Annotated in this window: 13 protein-coding genes and 1 tRNA gene; 13 read left to right on the top strand and 1 reads right to left on the bottom strand. The window is 51.9% G+C overall.

Annotation, left to right across the window (positions count from 1 at the left end; genetic code table 11):
- The 10 genes from VMT71_07875 to VMT71_07830 form a co-directional block, all read left to right on the top strand.
- A partial coding sequence (locus VMT71_07875) for a hypothetical protein (GenBank protein ID HVN23874.1) occupies positions 1 to 677 on the top strand: 677 nt, incomplete at its 5' end.
- A complete protein-coding gene (gene pilO / locus VMT71_07870; GenBank protein ID HVN23873.1) occupies positions 667 to 1227 on the top strand; it encodes a type 4a pilus biogenesis protein PilO in 561 nt (186 codons plus the stop codon). The genes VMT71_07875 and pilO, both read left to right, overlap by 11 nt.
- Positions 1214 to 1657: a hypothetical protein gene (locus VMT71_07865; GenBank protein ID HVN23872.1), complete on the top strand. Its 444-nt coding sequence runs from the start codon at positions 1214 to 1216 to the stop codon at positions 1655 to 1657. The genes pilO and VMT71_07865 overlap by 14 nt, the downstream gene beginning before the upstream one ends.
- Positions 1658 to 1691: 34 nt before the next feature.
- Positions 1692 to 3140 (top strand): hypothetical protein, encoded by a 1449-nt coding sequence (locus VMT71_07860; protein ID HVN23871.1) that lies wholly within the window; start codon positions 1692 to 1694, stop codon positions 3138 to 3140.
- A complete protein-coding gene (locus VMT71_07855) occupies positions 3137 to 4282 on the top strand; it encodes a tetratricopeptide repeat protein (protein ID HVN23870.1) in 1146 nt (381 codons plus the stop codon). Before VMT71_07860 ends, VMT71_07855 begins: the two co-directional genes overlap by 4 nt.
- A 141-nt stretch (positions 4283 to 4423) precedes the next feature.
- Positions 4424 to 6106 (top strand): ATPase, T2SS/T4P/T4SS family, encoded by a 1683-nt coding sequence (locus VMT71_07850; GenBank protein HVN23869.1) that lies wholly within the window; start codon positions 4424 to 4426, stop codon positions 6104 to 6106.
- 4 nt (positions 6107 to 6110) lie between these two features.
- Positions 6111 to 7340 (top strand): type II secretion system F family protein, encoded by a 1230-nt coding sequence (locus tag VMT71_07845; protein HVN23868.1) that lies wholly within the window; start codon positions 6111 to 6113, stop codon positions 7338 to 7340.
- 161 nt (positions 7341 to 7501) lie between these two features.
- The gene (locus VMT71_07840; protein ID HVN23867.1) at positions 7502 to 7957 is read left to right on the top strand and encodes a prepilin-type N-terminal cleavage/methylation domain-containing protein; all 456 of its coding nucleotides are present in this window, start codon (positions 7502 to 7504) and stop codon (positions 7955 to 7957) included.
- Between the two features lie 287 nt (positions 7958 to 8244).
- The gene (locus tag VMT71_07835; protein ID HVN23866.1) at positions 8245 to 10548 is read left to right on the top strand and encodes a YfhO family protein; all 2304 of its coding nucleotides are present in this window, start codon (positions 8245 to 8247) and stop codon (positions 10546 to 10548) included.
- On the top strand, positions 10545 to 12344 hold the full coding sequence (locus VMT71_07830; GenBank protein HVN23865.1) for an O-antigen ligase family protein: 1800 nt from the start codon (positions 10545 to 10547) through the stop codon (positions 12342 to 12344). The genes VMT71_07835 and VMT71_07830 overlap by 4 nt, the downstream gene beginning before the upstream one ends.
- Here VMT71_07830 and VMT71_07825 read toward each other — a convergent pair.
- Complete coding sequence (locus VMT71_07825) at positions 12325 to 13302, bottom strand: lysylphosphatidylglycerol synthase transmembrane domain-containing protein (GenBank protein ID HVN23864.1); 978 nt, start codon at positions 13300 to 13302, stop codon at positions 12325 to 12327. The two genes, VMT71_07830 and VMT71_07825, sit on opposite strands and share 20 nt — an antisense overlap.
- A gap of 247 nt (positions 13303 to 13549) precedes the next feature.
- Between VMT71_07825 and VMT71_07820 the strand changes: the two genes are divergently transcribed.
- From VMT71_07820 to VMT71_07810, 3 genes are all read left to right on the top strand, one after another.
- Entirely contained in the window at positions 13550 to 13735 is a 186-nt protein-coding gene (locus VMT71_07820) for a CooT family nickel-binding protein (protein HVN23863.1), read from the top strand.
- Positions 13736 to 13874: 139 nt separating this feature from the next.
- Positions 13875 to 14858 carry a beta-ketoacyl-ACP synthase III gene (locus VMT71_07815; protein HVN23862.1) on the top strand — a complete coding sequence of 328 codons (984 nt, stop codon included), beginning with the start codon at positions 13875 to 13877 and terminating at the stop codon, positions 14856 to 14858.
- Between the two features lie 170 nt (positions 14859 to 15028).
- Positions 15029 to 15118: transfer RNA gene (locus VMT71_07810), tRNA-Ser, on the top strand.
- Positions 15119 to 15230 lie beyond the last annotated feature (112 nt).

The following is a 15230-nucleotide window of genomic DNA, read 5'->3' as shown; positions in this document are numbered from 1 at the left end:
AGAAAGACATACTGGTCAATTTGCTCCCCGAACAGGTCAAGGCCAGAGAGAGGGAGGCGCAATACACCAGGTACGCGATTTACGGTACTGTGGCGCTTCTCATTATCGTAGTGGGAATGTCGCTTCATACACTGACAGGCTACTATCGTCTCAAAACCGCCGTTGAATCGGAACGACTGGCGGTTCAACAGAAAAGGGAACAGCTCGACCGGCTCGCGCCGGTAAGATCATCGCTCGTTTACAATGAACTCGGACCTATCGTCGCAGAGATAGAACGGAGAGACTCGTCGTTCATTATCCTGATGAAGTATCTGGCCTCACGCCTGCCGAAAGAGGTCTACATGAAAGAGGTCTCTTACGCCAGGCAGGATGCGGCACCTGCAGCAGCACCTACGCCGCCTGCACCCGTCACTCCACCCCAGACGAACGGGCAGATACCTGCCCCTCCTAAAGACGCAAAGGCTCCGGAAGCGCCGGTAAACAACGTCCAGGTGAAAGGACTCATCTTCGGTGACGTGGAGACCATGGAGGCAACGCTCCTTCGGCTCATGATCGATCTCGAGAAATCGAACGTCGTGAATAACGTGACAGTGGTCAGCAGGGATGTCAAAGAGATGAAGGGAAAACCGGTCATGGAATTTCAGATCACCGCGAAGAGCGTGCCTTATGAGATTTAAAGCCCTCTACGTGTGGATAGCAGCGCCCATATTAGGGGCGGTTCTCTGGTTTTTTGCCTGGTACATGCCGATGAAGACAGAGATCAACAATAAACAGGTCGAGCTGAAGGAAGCGAAACAGCAGACCCAGAGGGTCGAATCGGATATCAAGGCGCTGACCGAGATGAAGAGAAAGGAAGATGGGATCAAGGCGTCGCTGAAAGAGTACAGGGGGCAGATCCCTCTTTTCGACAACTTCCCCGCGTTTATCTACGAGGTAGCGGGTGGCGCACGCAAGAACGGTCTGGTGCTGGATAAATTCAGCGGCATGTTCAAGACGCTTGACATGCAGCCTAAGACGATCCTCACCTATCCGTCATTCGAGGTCGGCCTTAAAGGCCGCTTCCTGGAAATGGGCAAATTTCTCGAGCAGGTGAGCTCATCGAGGGCCTATCGCAAGATCATGAAAGGCACAATTTCCTACAATGAGAAAGAGTACCCAATAATAGCAGGCAGGTTCGAGGTCGAATTCAAAGCATGGAAAGAGAGGGCCGCCATTGAAAGCCAATAAGCGTCTGCTTGTAGTCTTCATGATTGTTCTCTTTGTTATTCTTTGTACACTCTTTCTCTCACGCGGAAGGAATAGGATGGAGTCGATAGCCGCCCCCCTTGAGCCTCCGAAACTAACGGTCCCTCAACCTGAGTCTCGGCCTAAAGAGTCACGCCTCCATGCAATGCAGGAGGCTCTCCAGTGGGAGAGGGACCCCTTTACGCTTCCTTCGTTTTTATTGACCGAGAAGAAAGCGGAAAAAGAACGAGTGCCCTTGAAGCTTCTCGCCATCATGGGAGGAACACGAGGAAGAGTAGCTATCATCGACAACGAGATCGTAGGAAAGGGCGACATTATTGCGGGCGAGCGCGTCCTTGAGATCGGCAGAGATACGGTGACGCTCATCCAGGACGGATCCAAGCGGGTTATAGCCCTTAAGGAGCCTCGGTAAGGATACGCAGATGTCGATTCACGGAGGAGACACAATGGCCAGGATTGGTATTGTTGTTGCGACTTTTTTGTTTTGCTTTGCGTGCGCTCATGTAGAGCCGCCAAAGGAGGCGCCGAAGCTCGTCCAGCCGGTTGACATTCCCAGTCCCGTAATTCCCCAGGTTGAGAAGGAAAAGAAAATGGGGGTAGAGGGCCCGAAAGAACTCTTTTCCTTTTCTTTGCGTGAGGCGGATTTGAAAGACGTCTTAAGGGGGGTCGCGAAGCAGTCCAGCTACAATGTCGTCATGGAACCGGACGTAAAAGGTTCGTGCACCGTTGATCTCAAGAATGTCACCATGGCTAAGGCTCTCGATTACATCCTCGAACCTCTCAAGTACGTTTACAGCATCGATGAGAACACGATCTATGTGTCAAAACCGAAGATAGAGACAAGGGTTTTTCAGGTCAACTATGCGGCTTTTTCGAAATTGACCGACAGCATAGTGACGGGCTCTTCGGGAACCCAGCGGTCAGGGCAGCTGGTCGTGGGCGTTAACATGAGAACCCGGTCGGACATGGACCCGTGGCTGGGCTTCGAGCAAGCGGTCAAGAATATGCTTTCCCCCGACGGCAAGATGACGTTTAACAAGCAGGCTGGCCTCATTTCAGTGAGCGACTACCCCGGTAACCTTAAGCAGATTGCCGCGTTCCTCAAGTCCATGGATGAATCTATCCAGCGGCAGGTCATGATAGAAGCGAGAGTAGTCGAGGTAGAGTTAACCGGTCAGACTCGTGAAGGTGTCAACTGGAACCTCATCAACGCGCAGCTGAATGGCGTCGGTTTCAATTACCGGCAGCAGTTGATTGATCCAACGGCCTCTGCGTCGACGTCGGGAATGTTTTCGCGTCTGCTGGTGTCGAGTAAGCATCTTCTCGCGACAGACGGAAGAGGTCTCGATGCGACGTTCATCGATCTCTTGAAGCAGCAGGGTAAAGTGAACACCGTGTCCAATCCGAAGATAAGCACGCTGAACAACCAGCGGGCCGTGATAAAGGTCGCTACCGACCGGGCTGTCTTCGAGACAACGAGCACCATTACCGCTAACGGCGTTCCTACATACTCGACGACGATACGATATATCACGATCGGGCTGATACTGGATGTGGTGCCATACGTGGATGAGCTGGGCAATATTGTCATGAATATACATCCTATGCTCACGCAGGACACGGGCCTGGTAACCGTTGACAAGACAACGGGCAACACCGTGCCCGTGCTCAACGTGCGGGAAGTTGACACGGCGGTGCGAGTGAAAGAGGGTGAAATGATCGTCCTGGGCGGGCTCATTCAGGAAACGAAGAATGAGACCAGCACCGGCATCCAGGGTATCAGCAGCGTGCCCTTCATAGGGTGGCCCTTCAGGAGCTGGTCGAGGACGACTGATCGAACAGAGCTGGTGATTTTCCTTACCCCGAAAGTCGTTTATGCAAAGGATCCTGTATGAGCGTCATCCTTGATGCCCTCAAGAAAGCGCAGGAAGAAAGAAAAAGGCCGGTCTACCGTGACACAGGTAACGAAGAAAGGCGACCGAATAGGTCCAGAACTGCTTTTTATGTGATCGTAGGTGCTGTTGTCTGTGCGATACTTTTTGTCGTATTCCTGCCGAGCCTTTACAGAATGCAGTCCCCCGGAGGACCTCATCTAGCGCGCCAGAAGGAAGTACCTCCGCCCCCTCCTCCACCGGTTACCGCAGCCAAGGCCGTTCCTGAGACTCCGGCTGCAAAATCTCAGGAAGTTTCCCGTAAAGAGGAGTTCACAAAATTTGCTGCCGCGACTAATCGGGACACCGTGAAGCCTGACGATGCAGGGGCAGCGCTGTCGGAAAAGAAGGCATCACGGAAAGCTCCGGCACCGGGCATAGACGCGATTCCGCAAGAGTCAAAGAAACAGGCAGAGGCCAGACCGCAGGAACTTGAGCGAACAACTGAAAAAGGGCAGGAGGCCAAGCCCGCACCCGTGCAGGCTCAGGAGTCGACGGTGGTGGTCAAACGGACCACAAATGAACGTGCCGTCGCCAACTATAATAGCGCTGTTCTCGCTGCGGAGAGGGGAAATATCGAGGAAGCCAAGAAACTCTATGTTGCAGTCCTTACCGATGAACCGCATAACATCGAAGCCTTGAACAACCTGGGTGTTATGGCGATGAGTGAAGGGAATACAAAGGAAGCCGCGACGTACTTCCGCAGAATCCTTGAGTACCGCAAGGATTACGCCAAGGCATACAACAATCTGGGAATTATAGCCTTGCGCGAGGGAGACAGAAGGATGGCCGAGGAATACTTCAGGAAAGCCATCGAAGTAGCCCCCCAGGGAGTGGAGCCCTATCTGAATCTCGCAGCGTTGCTGCGTGCCGAGAAAAGGCTGGAAGAGGCAAACAGTGTTATCGATGCGCCGCTGAGAAGAGGGTTCCGGGTGGATCAACTCTACCTGTCGGCAGCCTTGATCAAGGATGAGCTTGGCCAGTACGACGAAGCCGCAAAGTACTACAGGCAGTATCTTCAGGTCTCGTCGCCGAAAGAAGATAGAAGAAGGATTGTGGAAAGGTTGACATTTCTTGAGCAGAGCAAGTCTGAAACAAGCCATTGATCGGGGTATTGCGCAGGGCAACAGAAGCCCCCGGAGATTTATTTTCGCGCCTGCAGGCGTGAAAAATCACTACTCGAGCCACACAGCCGATCATAGTCAAATGTTTAAAAGACAAACGAAAGAAGGAGCCTGACGCAGCTCATGCCGACCTTAGTGAAAAAACGGCTTGGTGAAATCCTTGTCGAAGCCAGGAAGCTAAAAGATGAAGAGCTGCACAAGGCTCTCGCTGAACAGAGAAAACACGGCGAGAAGCTCGGTAATGTGCTTATCAGGATGGGGCTTCTTTCGGAAAAAGAGATCATGGAGACCGTAAGCAAGCAGCTCGGTATTCCCATTGTGAATCTTTTTGATGCAAACCTTTCCGAAGATACGGTCAGGTTAGTTCCTGAGAACATAGCCAAGAACCACATGGTAATTCCCTTTGAGAGAAATTTCAGTGTGCTCCGTCTCGCGATGGTTGACCCGCTGGACATAAACGCCCTGGATGAAGTGGCACGCTTCCTGCGCATGGAAGTCTCGCCCTGTATAGTGACCAGGAGTGAGATGAAATGGGCCCTTGAACGTCATTACGGCATAAAGAGTCTCGTGGAGGAGACTCTTGACATCATCAAAGAGAGGGAAGCTCTTTCGCCGGACGACGATGAGGAGGAAGAGGAAAAATCTCCTGTGGAAGTGGGTGAAGACGAGCCGGTTATAAAATTCGTCAACAGTCTCCTCGCGCAGGCCCTGGCCGACAACGCGAGCGACATCCATATTGAACCCTCTGAAGACATCATGAGAATCCGCATGCGTGTCGACGGCAGACTCCGTGAAATGCAGGCCCCTCAGAAAAAGATGCTCCTCCCGATTATTTCGAGGATCAAGATCATGGGAGGAATGGATATTGCCAAGACAAGGATTCCGCAGGACGGCAGGTTTGACATAACAAAAGAGGTGGGAGTCAGGGTTTCCACGTACCCGACTATGTGGGGAGAAAAGGCGGTGCTGAGGCTTCTTGACAAGAGCGCGGCCCTGTATGGCATCGATAAGCTGGGACTTTTGATGGAGGATGAGGAGAGGCTTAGAAAGGTGCTGGGACGTGCGTATGGTTTTGTGCTCTCCACGGGTCCCACCGGCAGCGGCAAGACGACAACGCTCTACGCGATCCTGAACCACATCCATTCAGTCGAGAAGAATATCATCACCATAGAGGATCCGGTGGAGTACACCATCGATTATGTTGCACAGGCACAGGTCAACGTGAAAGCCGGCCTGACCTTTGAGTCGGGGTTGAGGTCGATGCTTCGCCAGGACCCGGACATCATCATGGTCGGCGAGATCAGGGATAAGGAGACGGCAACCATCGCCATCCACGCATCTCTGACAGGCCATGTCGTTCTTTCAACGTTCCACACAAACGACGCGGCCGGTGCGTTAACGCGCCTCGTTGAAATGGGTATTGAGCCCTTCCTTGTCGCCTCGTCTGTGTCGTGCGTCATGGGGCAGCGTCTGTTACGGAAGATCTGTGAGGACTGCAAGGAAGCCTACATGCCGCCACCGGCAGTACTTGAGAGCATAGACGTGCACGAGAGTGTGCCCCTTTACCGGGGCAGGGGGTGTCCTGTCTGCCGGAACACAGGATTCCGGGGACGCACCGGCGTGTTCGAACTGCTTGTCATGGATGACGAGATCCGCGAATTGGTCGTGGACAAGGTCTCGACAGAGGTGCTTAAGAAGAAGGCCATGGAAATGGGCATGAAGGAAATGCGTGAAGATGCTATTAAGAAGGCGCTTCTCGGGGTGACCACGCTCGAAGAGGCTCTTAATACAACACAGCTGGACTAAGCACATGGCGGTTTTTGCCTATAAAGCCCGTGACGAAAGAGGTTCCCTGGTAGCCGGTACGATGGATGCGGACAATCATCGGACTGTGTCAGCACACCTCGACAGCATGGGCCTTTTTCCGGTATCTGTTTCGGAAAAGAAAGGCATGAGCCGCGCTTCTTTCGAAGACTTCCTGACGAAGCTGGACAGGGTCAAGCTTGATGATATTATATTCTTCACGCGCCAGCTGAGGACGGTGATAAAGGCGGGTGTGCCGCTCATTTCCGGGCTCAAGGCCCTTGAAGAACAGACGAACAGCCGCAAACTCAAAAAAGTCATCAAGAAGGTCTGGCAGGATCTTGACCGTGGTGAGAGTTTCTCCGAAGCGCTCGATGGGCATGGCGAAGTTTTTTCGGACCTGTACGTCAGCATGGTGAAGGCGGGCGAGACAGGCGGCGTGCTTGATGAAGTGCTCGAAAGGCTGGCGCAGCTTCTCGAATTCCAGATGAAGACGAGAGAAACCTTCAAATCAGCCATGCGATATCCAGCTATGGTGGTGGGTGCTATCATCATAGCCTTTGGCATACTCGTGACATTCGTCATACCGAAGTTCGCTCTTCTCTTCAAGGGATCGACCATGAAGCTCCCCCTGCCCACGCGTATTCTGCTCGGGCTGAACGAACTGGTCCAGGCATACGGTGTATATCTCCTGGGAGGCGTTGTCGGTATCTGCATTGCGGGCTACGTATACACACGGACCGAGCAAGGGAAGCTCATGAGAGATCACCTTATGCTCAAGCTTCCTATTGTGGGCGCCATTCTTCTCAAGATTTGCATGAGCAGGTTTGCCTATGTCCAGGAAAACCTCATCCGCGCCGGAGTGCCGATTGTTACCGCCCTGGAGATAGTGGCCCGGACAGTGGGCAATCTTGTGATTATGAGAAAAATAGTTGAGATAAGTCAGAAGATAGAGAAGGGCAGAGGCATTGCCAGGCCGATGAAAGACAGCGGCATTTTTCCGCCCCTCGTGCTGCACCTTATTGCAACCGGAGAGGATACGGGGTCGCTGGAGGAGATGCTGAGAGAGGTGTCGGCGCACTACGACAGCGAGGTGAGTTATTCACTGGCACGTTTGTCATCGTGGATCGAGCCGATTTTGATCACATTCCTGGGGGGAATGGTGCTCTTTATTGCACTTGCAGTATTTCTGCCTTGGTGGGGAATGATGGAGGCAATGAAGCACGGTGGTGGTTAAAGAAAGAAGAGAAGGCGGACGGGCCGCAATCATGGTATCGAATTTGCTAAGGGGAAAGTCAAGGCAATGTGGGCAACCCAAGGGCTTAAGTTACTTGGGAATCTTGCGATAAATAAAGCAGGGAGAATTGCTATAAAACTATCCTAGAAGGAGGAATCTGGATGAATCTTCGGAGGAACGGAAAAGGCTTTACGTTGATTGAATTAATCATCATCATCATCATTCTTGGTATTTTAGCGGCTGTTGCGATACCGAGGTACCTTGATATGAGGCAGGACGCGGTCAACGCAACGGTGAGGGGGATTCTCGGAGGCATGAGAGGCGCCAACACCATCCTCTGGGGAAACAGGGTCATTTCGCAGCAGACGACCACATTCGGTTTTAATGAAATCCTCTACAGCATGGAAATGAAAGGCGGTAACTGGCAAACTACGGTGGATGCCAACGGAACCAACATGACTCTCACCGTCGGCGCCTCGGTCTACGGGTTCACCCTGGGTAACGGGGCGGCTACCACCTATGCTATTCCACCGACCCAGTACGTAGGGATTTACCTGAATACCGCACCCGCTCCCACAAACGGCTCGATTGCCGGTACCCAGTATACCATGTGGTGATAACGCGCGGCGTATTTGGAAAGCACGGGCGGAAAGGGCGGCAGAGGCCACCCGTTCCGCCTGATAGCAGAGCATAGAGAAGCACTCCCTCCCGCGGGTCCAACAATCAATATTCTTTTCACGTAACCGGTTGTCCTCTCTCTCAGGTCCTTTGCGATCAGAAGGCTGAGCCGTGCGCAGAACCTTGAAAAGGCTGCATATAAAGATGTATCGTGTAGGGGCTCGGTTCTTGCAAGCCTGAGAACACTCAGGAAGCAAAACCTTCACCAGTAGGTGTTGTGGTCACAATGAAACTGCTTGAGAGAAAACCTCTTGTCAGGGCGTTCTATTTTTGTATTTTGCTTGGCCTTCTACTTGTCTATTTTGATCGCGTCCTGTCCTGCCGTCTGATCTTTATCGAGAGGGACCTCTCTGCCTTCTTTATTCCGCCTAAAGTCCTCTGGGTGGACCTTCTCAAGCATGGCACCTTCCCCTTCTGGAACCCTTATCAGTATTCCGGCATCCCGCTTCTGGCGGCGCTGCAGCCCGGTGTGCTCTATCCTCCCCACGTTTTTTATCTGTTCCTGCCTTTTCCCGTTGTTTGGAACTGGCTGATTATCCTTCACTTCCTGCTGGCGGCCATAGGGGTCTACCTGTTTCTTGTTCACATGAAGTCATCCGAAGAAGGGGCCTTTGTCGGGGCGCTCATCTTCATGCTGTCCGGTTACCTGCTGTCGGTTCATAATCTGCTGCCGCATCTGTTTGCCGTCTCCTGGTTTCCGTTCGTCCTTCTTTTCTTCCTCAAACACTTCGAAACCGGGCGCATTCGCTACGCTGTATTTGTTTCGTTCTTTCTTCTCCTGCAGTTTCTCTCGGGCGCTCCCGAGATTTTCATGATGAGTGTCCTCACGCTCTTTATCATCACATTCTTTGTGCCTTCCCTGATTGGCCAACCCGTTCGCTTCTACACGCGGATGCGCTCGCTCGTCATCATTTTCTCTCTTTTCCTGTTGCTCTCTGCTGTGCAGATACTGCCTTTTTACGAGCTAAAGAGTTACAGCATACGCCGGGGTGGACTCACATACTTCGAGTCGAGCGTCTGGTCCCTGGCCTGGCGGGACTCCATTCAGTTTTTCGTGCCGGATCTTTTTGGCAACGTGATGAACGATCAGAAGTACTGGCAGAACCAGTCATGGCTCAAGACGATCTATCTTGGGATCGTGCCCTTCTGCCTTTCGACATTCTATTTCTTGACAACCGGTAAGAAACGATGGTTGCTCGCGCTCCTTCTTGTCCTTTCCCTTGTTTTTGCGCTGGGCGGTAATACACCTCTCTACAGACTGCTCTATCGCATACCGCCGTTTAACAGTGTGAGGTACCCCGTCAAATTTCTGTTCCTGTTCTTCTTCATCATCTCTGTTACTTCGGGGCTTGGATTTGACAAATTGCGTAGCGGCATTGCGGAGGGAAACAGGCGCATCCACGGAGCCATCCATGTCTTTTTCTATCTCGGGTTCCTTTTCGCGTTGGCGTGGTCGTCAACCGTTCTGCTTAAGGAACGGATCGTGAATTTCTTTGACAGCGTCGGCTTCAAGCCTGAGGCTTATAACCTCATAGATGTGAACATTCACGATATCAGAAGGTTCTGTTTCTTTGCCTTTCTCTTCTGTGTCTTGCTGCTTGTTTACCGGCGGGTCCGCCGCAAGAGCCCGGTCATGCTCTTCATGGTGGCTATTCTGGCGCTTGATCTCTTCCTCGCCAACTACGGGTTTTACAACAGCCTTCAGTGGGACCTCTATATGCAACCCCATGAGTTTGCGAGTGAGATCGTTGAGAAAGGACGGATGGACAGGTATTTTGTGACTCCGAAGACACACAATACGTATAACCGTTTTCCCAAGGATAAGGCTTCCATGAGTTCTGCCTACGCCCCTTTGTCACGGCTCTATACGGTTGAAGGGTCCGAAGTACTCAGGATAGCGCAGTATGACCTGTTCATAAACTGGATGAAGATTCTTTCCTCCATAGAAGAGGCGGAGCGATTTTTTGACATCGCAGGCATACGTTACGTGGTCAGCATTACGAAGCTGGACGGGGCCCATTTTAGAATGCTGAAAAGCATAAACATAATCGATGTGCCTCTCTATTTCTATGAGTACAATGAGTACCCCGGCCGCTTCCTGCTTTTTTCAAAGGTCCGCCGCGTACCCGATGAAAAGAGTATGATAGAGGCGCTGGCGGATCGAACGATAGATTTGAGGCGCGAACTGATCGTCTTGAGTAAAGAAGCGCAAATGGGTCTGCCCGTCTCGACGCAAGGCAAGGTTGAGTTGGTCAGGTATGAGCCGAATAATCTTGTCTTGAAGTGCACAACCGATCAGGGCGCATTCCTGTATGTAAGCGACGCCTACTATCCGGGATGGAGAGCATACGTAGATGGTCAGCGAACGGAAATCTTGCGGGCAAACCTGGCATTCCGGGCTGTGAAGCTGCCACCCGGTCAGCACACCGTTTTGTTCCGATATGTACCGACCTCTTTTTATGCCGGCCTCGTGGCAACCGCCATCGGCCTGATCCTTTCTTGCCTTCTCATTGTGAAAAGAGAGAAATGAAGCAGGTCATGCTCGTTCTGATCGTGCTGTTTACCTCGGTGCTCGGAGGGTACCTGAGCCCTCAATGGGGTATCACGCTCTTTTTCTTCTTGACTGTACTTCTTTTCTTCTTCGTGGGGACGGAGATTCAGATCAGAAAAGATGAAGGTTTGTGTCTCCTATTTGTCTGTTGGGGCGTTGTCTCCGTGTTGTATGCCGGTGACAAGTGGGGAGCTATCCTCTTTTCCAGCTCTCTCGTGGCAGGTTCTCTCTTCTATGTCGTTTTGAGGAACTCTTCGGGATGGGACTTGTTGTTGCTGAAGACAATACTGATCGGCGGCTGTAGCGTCGGTTTCAGCGAAGCCCTCAGGCAGGTAAACCTCCTGCCTCACGGTTTGTTTTACAACCCGAATCCTTTCTCGGGCTTTCTCACGCCTCTCGTGCCTGTTTCCCTGTACCTCTATGCAAAGTACCGGAAACATATCTATGCGGCCGCGGGTATGCTGCTTGTGTTTGCCAATTTTATATCCGCATCAAGAACCGGAGTTGGGACGATGATTCTCGCCTTTGTAGTGATGGGAGTCTTCTTGTACCGGGACAGGGACAAGGCCTCTGTTAAGACATTGCTACTCATATTCCTTGTGGGGTTCTTCGCTTTTCTCCTTTTTTCAGAGGCAAAGAATACCTTCACGGTGAAGGATACGATCGGTATGCTGGAGAAACGGCCCACCGGAATACTCCAGAGAGCGCACCTTCTTAAGGTTACATTTGAGGTTATTGGACAAGCCCCTATTCTTGGTTACGGTCTCAATTCATTCCTGGGCGCGATGAGTTCTGTCTCCAACCCGTACGTAGTCGATCCTTCCGTACACGCGCATAGTCTCTACCTGAATATCCTTGCTGAGCTGGGGATCGTGGGTTTGGTGCTCTTCCTCTGTTTCCTTGCCGTTGTTCTTGCCAATCCGGCTCGCTCCTTTTTTCTATTGAAGGTTGCCCTTATCTCCTTTCTTTTTCATAACGTGGTGGAATACAATTTTCCTCCCCCGACATTTCAAGTGCTCTTCTATCTGCTCTGTGCGGCTGTCATGCAGGAAAAGGGCAGAGAGGCGAGCCTTCTTCGTATCAGGGGAAAGCCGGCGCAGGCTCTCCCACTGTTTCTGGCGCTTTACTTTTCCCTGGTTAATCTCTTTCCGATCTGCGGTTTCATCCTTCTTGACAGGGCAAACGCAGCGCTTCAGAAAGGAGATATGGTGAAGACGCTCCGCTATCTGTTTGCGTCGACCTATTTCGGATATTCGGTATCGGCCTTCGCTGCTGATACAGCTCAGTTGCTTAGCGACACCTACTTCGCGTCCGGCATGAAAGATGGGAAGCTCTTAGAGATCGCAGAGAAGAATTATCTGAAGGCCCTGGCTCTTAACAGCCTGGACGGGCCTCTGTATGTTAACCTAGCAAGCTTTTATGCCAGTACCGGGAGGCCGGACACCGCGCAGGCCTACCTTCAGAAAGTAATCAAGCAGTACCCCTATCACCAGGAATATCGCTTCGCACTGGCTCGGCTCTGTGCAATGCAAGGACGGAGGAGGGAGGCTACAGAGATCCTTGAGGCCAGCAACACGGTTCTGAAGAAGTACGCGCCGCTTCATCCTCTTCGTGTGCACGTTCTTTTAGGCCTGGCACAACTTTACGGATTGGCAGGAGACAAGGAGCGATCTGAGGAATCGATGGCGAAAGCGTACCGGCTGAGAAACATGCTCGGTGAGGAGGGTTCTCCCGCCATCGGGAAAGAGGCCACTCTTAATTCGCCGGTTCGTTGAGCCTTCGTATGTCGCGCAGCTTCAGGTGTTCTCTCATCAGCAGGATGAAGCCGAGTATGGTGTAGGGAATATACCACGATGCATGATAGAGCAGGGATACCGCAAACGCTTCGTATTTAGGCACGCCAAAAAGCGAAAGGAGATAGACCAGCAGGAACTGATACAGACCTATATACCCGGGCGAAGAGGGGATCGTGATGCCCATGTTGAGCAGCGCGCAGACAAACGGCACGTAGACGAATGGCACCGAAACATTGAGCGCCAGAATGACCATGTAGAGAGCGAGGCTCATGCAGAACCAGGTGCTGAAGGAGATAACGGCAAAAAGGAGTATGAGAAGGGGCGACGTGATGCGCTTCAGGTTTTCCTGTATACCCAGAATTGTCTTGGCAAATCTGGTGAGAAAGGATTTCTCTATCTTCATCAGCCTAGAAGACAGGTGAGTTGCGACGCCCTCTCTGCTCAGCACCAGAATGCCGATGACGCACACAACGGCAAGGCCGATGATCAGGGATATCCCCTGAGATATTCTGGGCGGCAGCTCCCGCTTGGGGAAGAAGAGGAACGTGAGGAACAGAAGCCCGGTAAGATCGAAGAACCGGTCGACGAGGACAGTCGAAAAGGCATAGGTGAAGGTGAAGCCTTTTTTCCTGGACAATACATACCCGCGCGCCAGTTCCCCTATGCGCGCCGGCAGCACGTTATTGACGAAAAGCCCGATCATCAATGCAGTAAACGTTTCACGAAAACGTACCTCAGTGCCGGAGACTCGCGCCCATCGGTAGGAAGCGCCACTGGCAGCCCCTGCTATACACAGGAGAGGAAGGAAGGCGAACTTGAGGTTAGCATGCTTCAATGTCTCTATGATATCGCGTAGCATTATATCCTTAAGTGACAAGCAAAGAAACAGAATGCTTATCGCGAAACCGAGAGGGGTTACCCATTGCCTTCTTGTCATAACGCTATTTTCCCTTGTCGGTCGTTCCGCGGATGCTCACGTTCAAATATCGAGTCGCCATCTTTAGACAACCGGTGCATTGAGATTACGACAACCGGGAAAGATTATATGGCAAAGCATCCTGTTTTTCCAGGTTGAATCCGTGTCGTGTACGCCGGAGACGACCCGTCAACCATCGGAGGTAGATACACGGCTCGATTCTCGTGCTATACTTCCGGATAGAGCAAAGGCCAGAGCGGAGGCATCAATGTGTCAGACTACAGCATACGTTATCGAAGGTGACAGGGAAGTGTTGCTGCTTCAGGACGTGATCAGCATTAAGCCTGAGAATGGGTCTCTGCGCATGGTCAACCTTTTCGGCGAAGAGAAGGTCGTACGCGGCACTATCAAGCAGATTGATCTTCTGGCACACAAAATCCTGATCGTGCATTGAGGCCCCGTAAGGGCATCCGAAGAGTCATGTAGCGGGGCTGTTCCGACTCACTTCCAGACCGATCTTGCCTTGACATAAGGGCGTGCTTTCTGTTCTATTACTGAAGCTGTTGATACCATCTGCTGACTAGGGGTTAGGAATGCGATTAGGTATTGTTGGGACGGGTTCGTATGTTCCGGAAAAGGTGCTTACCAATTTTGACCTGGAAAAAATTCTGGATACTTCTGACGAATGGATCTACACGAGAACGGGCATAAAAGAAAGGCGGATTGCCGAGCCCGGGACAGGTGTTTCAGAGCTTTGCAAAGTGGCTTCTGAGCGGGCCATAGCGGCTGCCGGACTTCAGCCCTCCGACATAGACCTTATAGTGCTCGGCACGATAACTCCGGACACGCATTGTCCCGCGGGTGCAAACTGGCTAGAGGCAAAACTGGGCTGCGACAATGCGGTTTCCTTTGACGTCACTGCGGCATGCACCGGATTTATCTTCTCACTCCATGTGGCCTCAGCTCTTATCAGGGCCGGCTTTAACAAAAAAGCACTGGTCTGTGCCGGTGAGATCATGAGCAGGACAGTAAACTGGAAGGAACGGGAGAGCTGCATTCTGTGGGGCGACGGGGCTGGCGCGGTGATTCTCACAGAGACGTCCCAGGGGGCTGAGGTTCTTTCAACACACATTCACACTGACGGCAAGAACGGGCGCGAATTGCTTATGCCGGGCGGAGGCTCTCTTACAACGCCCATTTCGCATGAGAGCGTCGACAAGGGACTTCACTTCCTCAAGATGATAAATGCGAACACTTCATTGCGCACTGCGGTGAACCATTTTGCAGACGCTGCGATGGAAGCAGTAAGGACCAACGGCTATAGGATAGAAGATGTGGATCTCATCATCCCGCATCAGGCAAACATAAGAATCATGGAAGGAGTTGCGCGTAAGCTGAAGACTCCCATGGAAAAGGTCTACGTCACCATAAACAAGTACGGAAACATATCATCTGCGACAGTGCCGATCGCCCTCGACGAAGCGGTAAGGGACGGGACCATTACAAAAGGAAAGCTCGTGCTCCTGACAGCTTTTGGCGGTGGCCTTACGTGGGGTTCAAGTCTCATACGGTGGTGAAGCAAATTCCAAATCCGAATGTCTCAACCCGAAACATCTAGAATATTAAATCACCAAAATCGGGCAGTGGAGGAAGCAAGCGTTTAGTGAGCCTTCAACATTTGAAATTTGGAATTTGTCTAGGATTTAGAGTTTAGAAATTGGAATTTGAAGGTTATAATATAACCTGCGGAGGGATGGCTGAGCGGCCGAAAGCGGCGGTCTTGAAAACCGTTGGGCGTGCAAGCGCCCCGTGGGTTCGAATCCTACTCCCTCCGCCATATTTAGTTTGAGGTAGCTGTCTCCCGTATTCACTGCGCTTGCAAAGAAAACATCAACAAACACTAAAGCCGTTACTGCAACCACCGCCAGTTCCACAACGACATTGGCCGT

The sequence above is a fragment of the Syntrophorhabdales bacterium genome, from assembly GCA_035541455.1.
GTDB lineage: Bacteria > Desulfobacterota > Syntrophorhabdia > Syntrophorhabdales > WCHB1-27 > JADGQN01.
The sequence above is the reverse complement of the archived record's forward strand: the minus strand, read 5'-3'. Positions and strand labels throughout refer to the sequence as shown.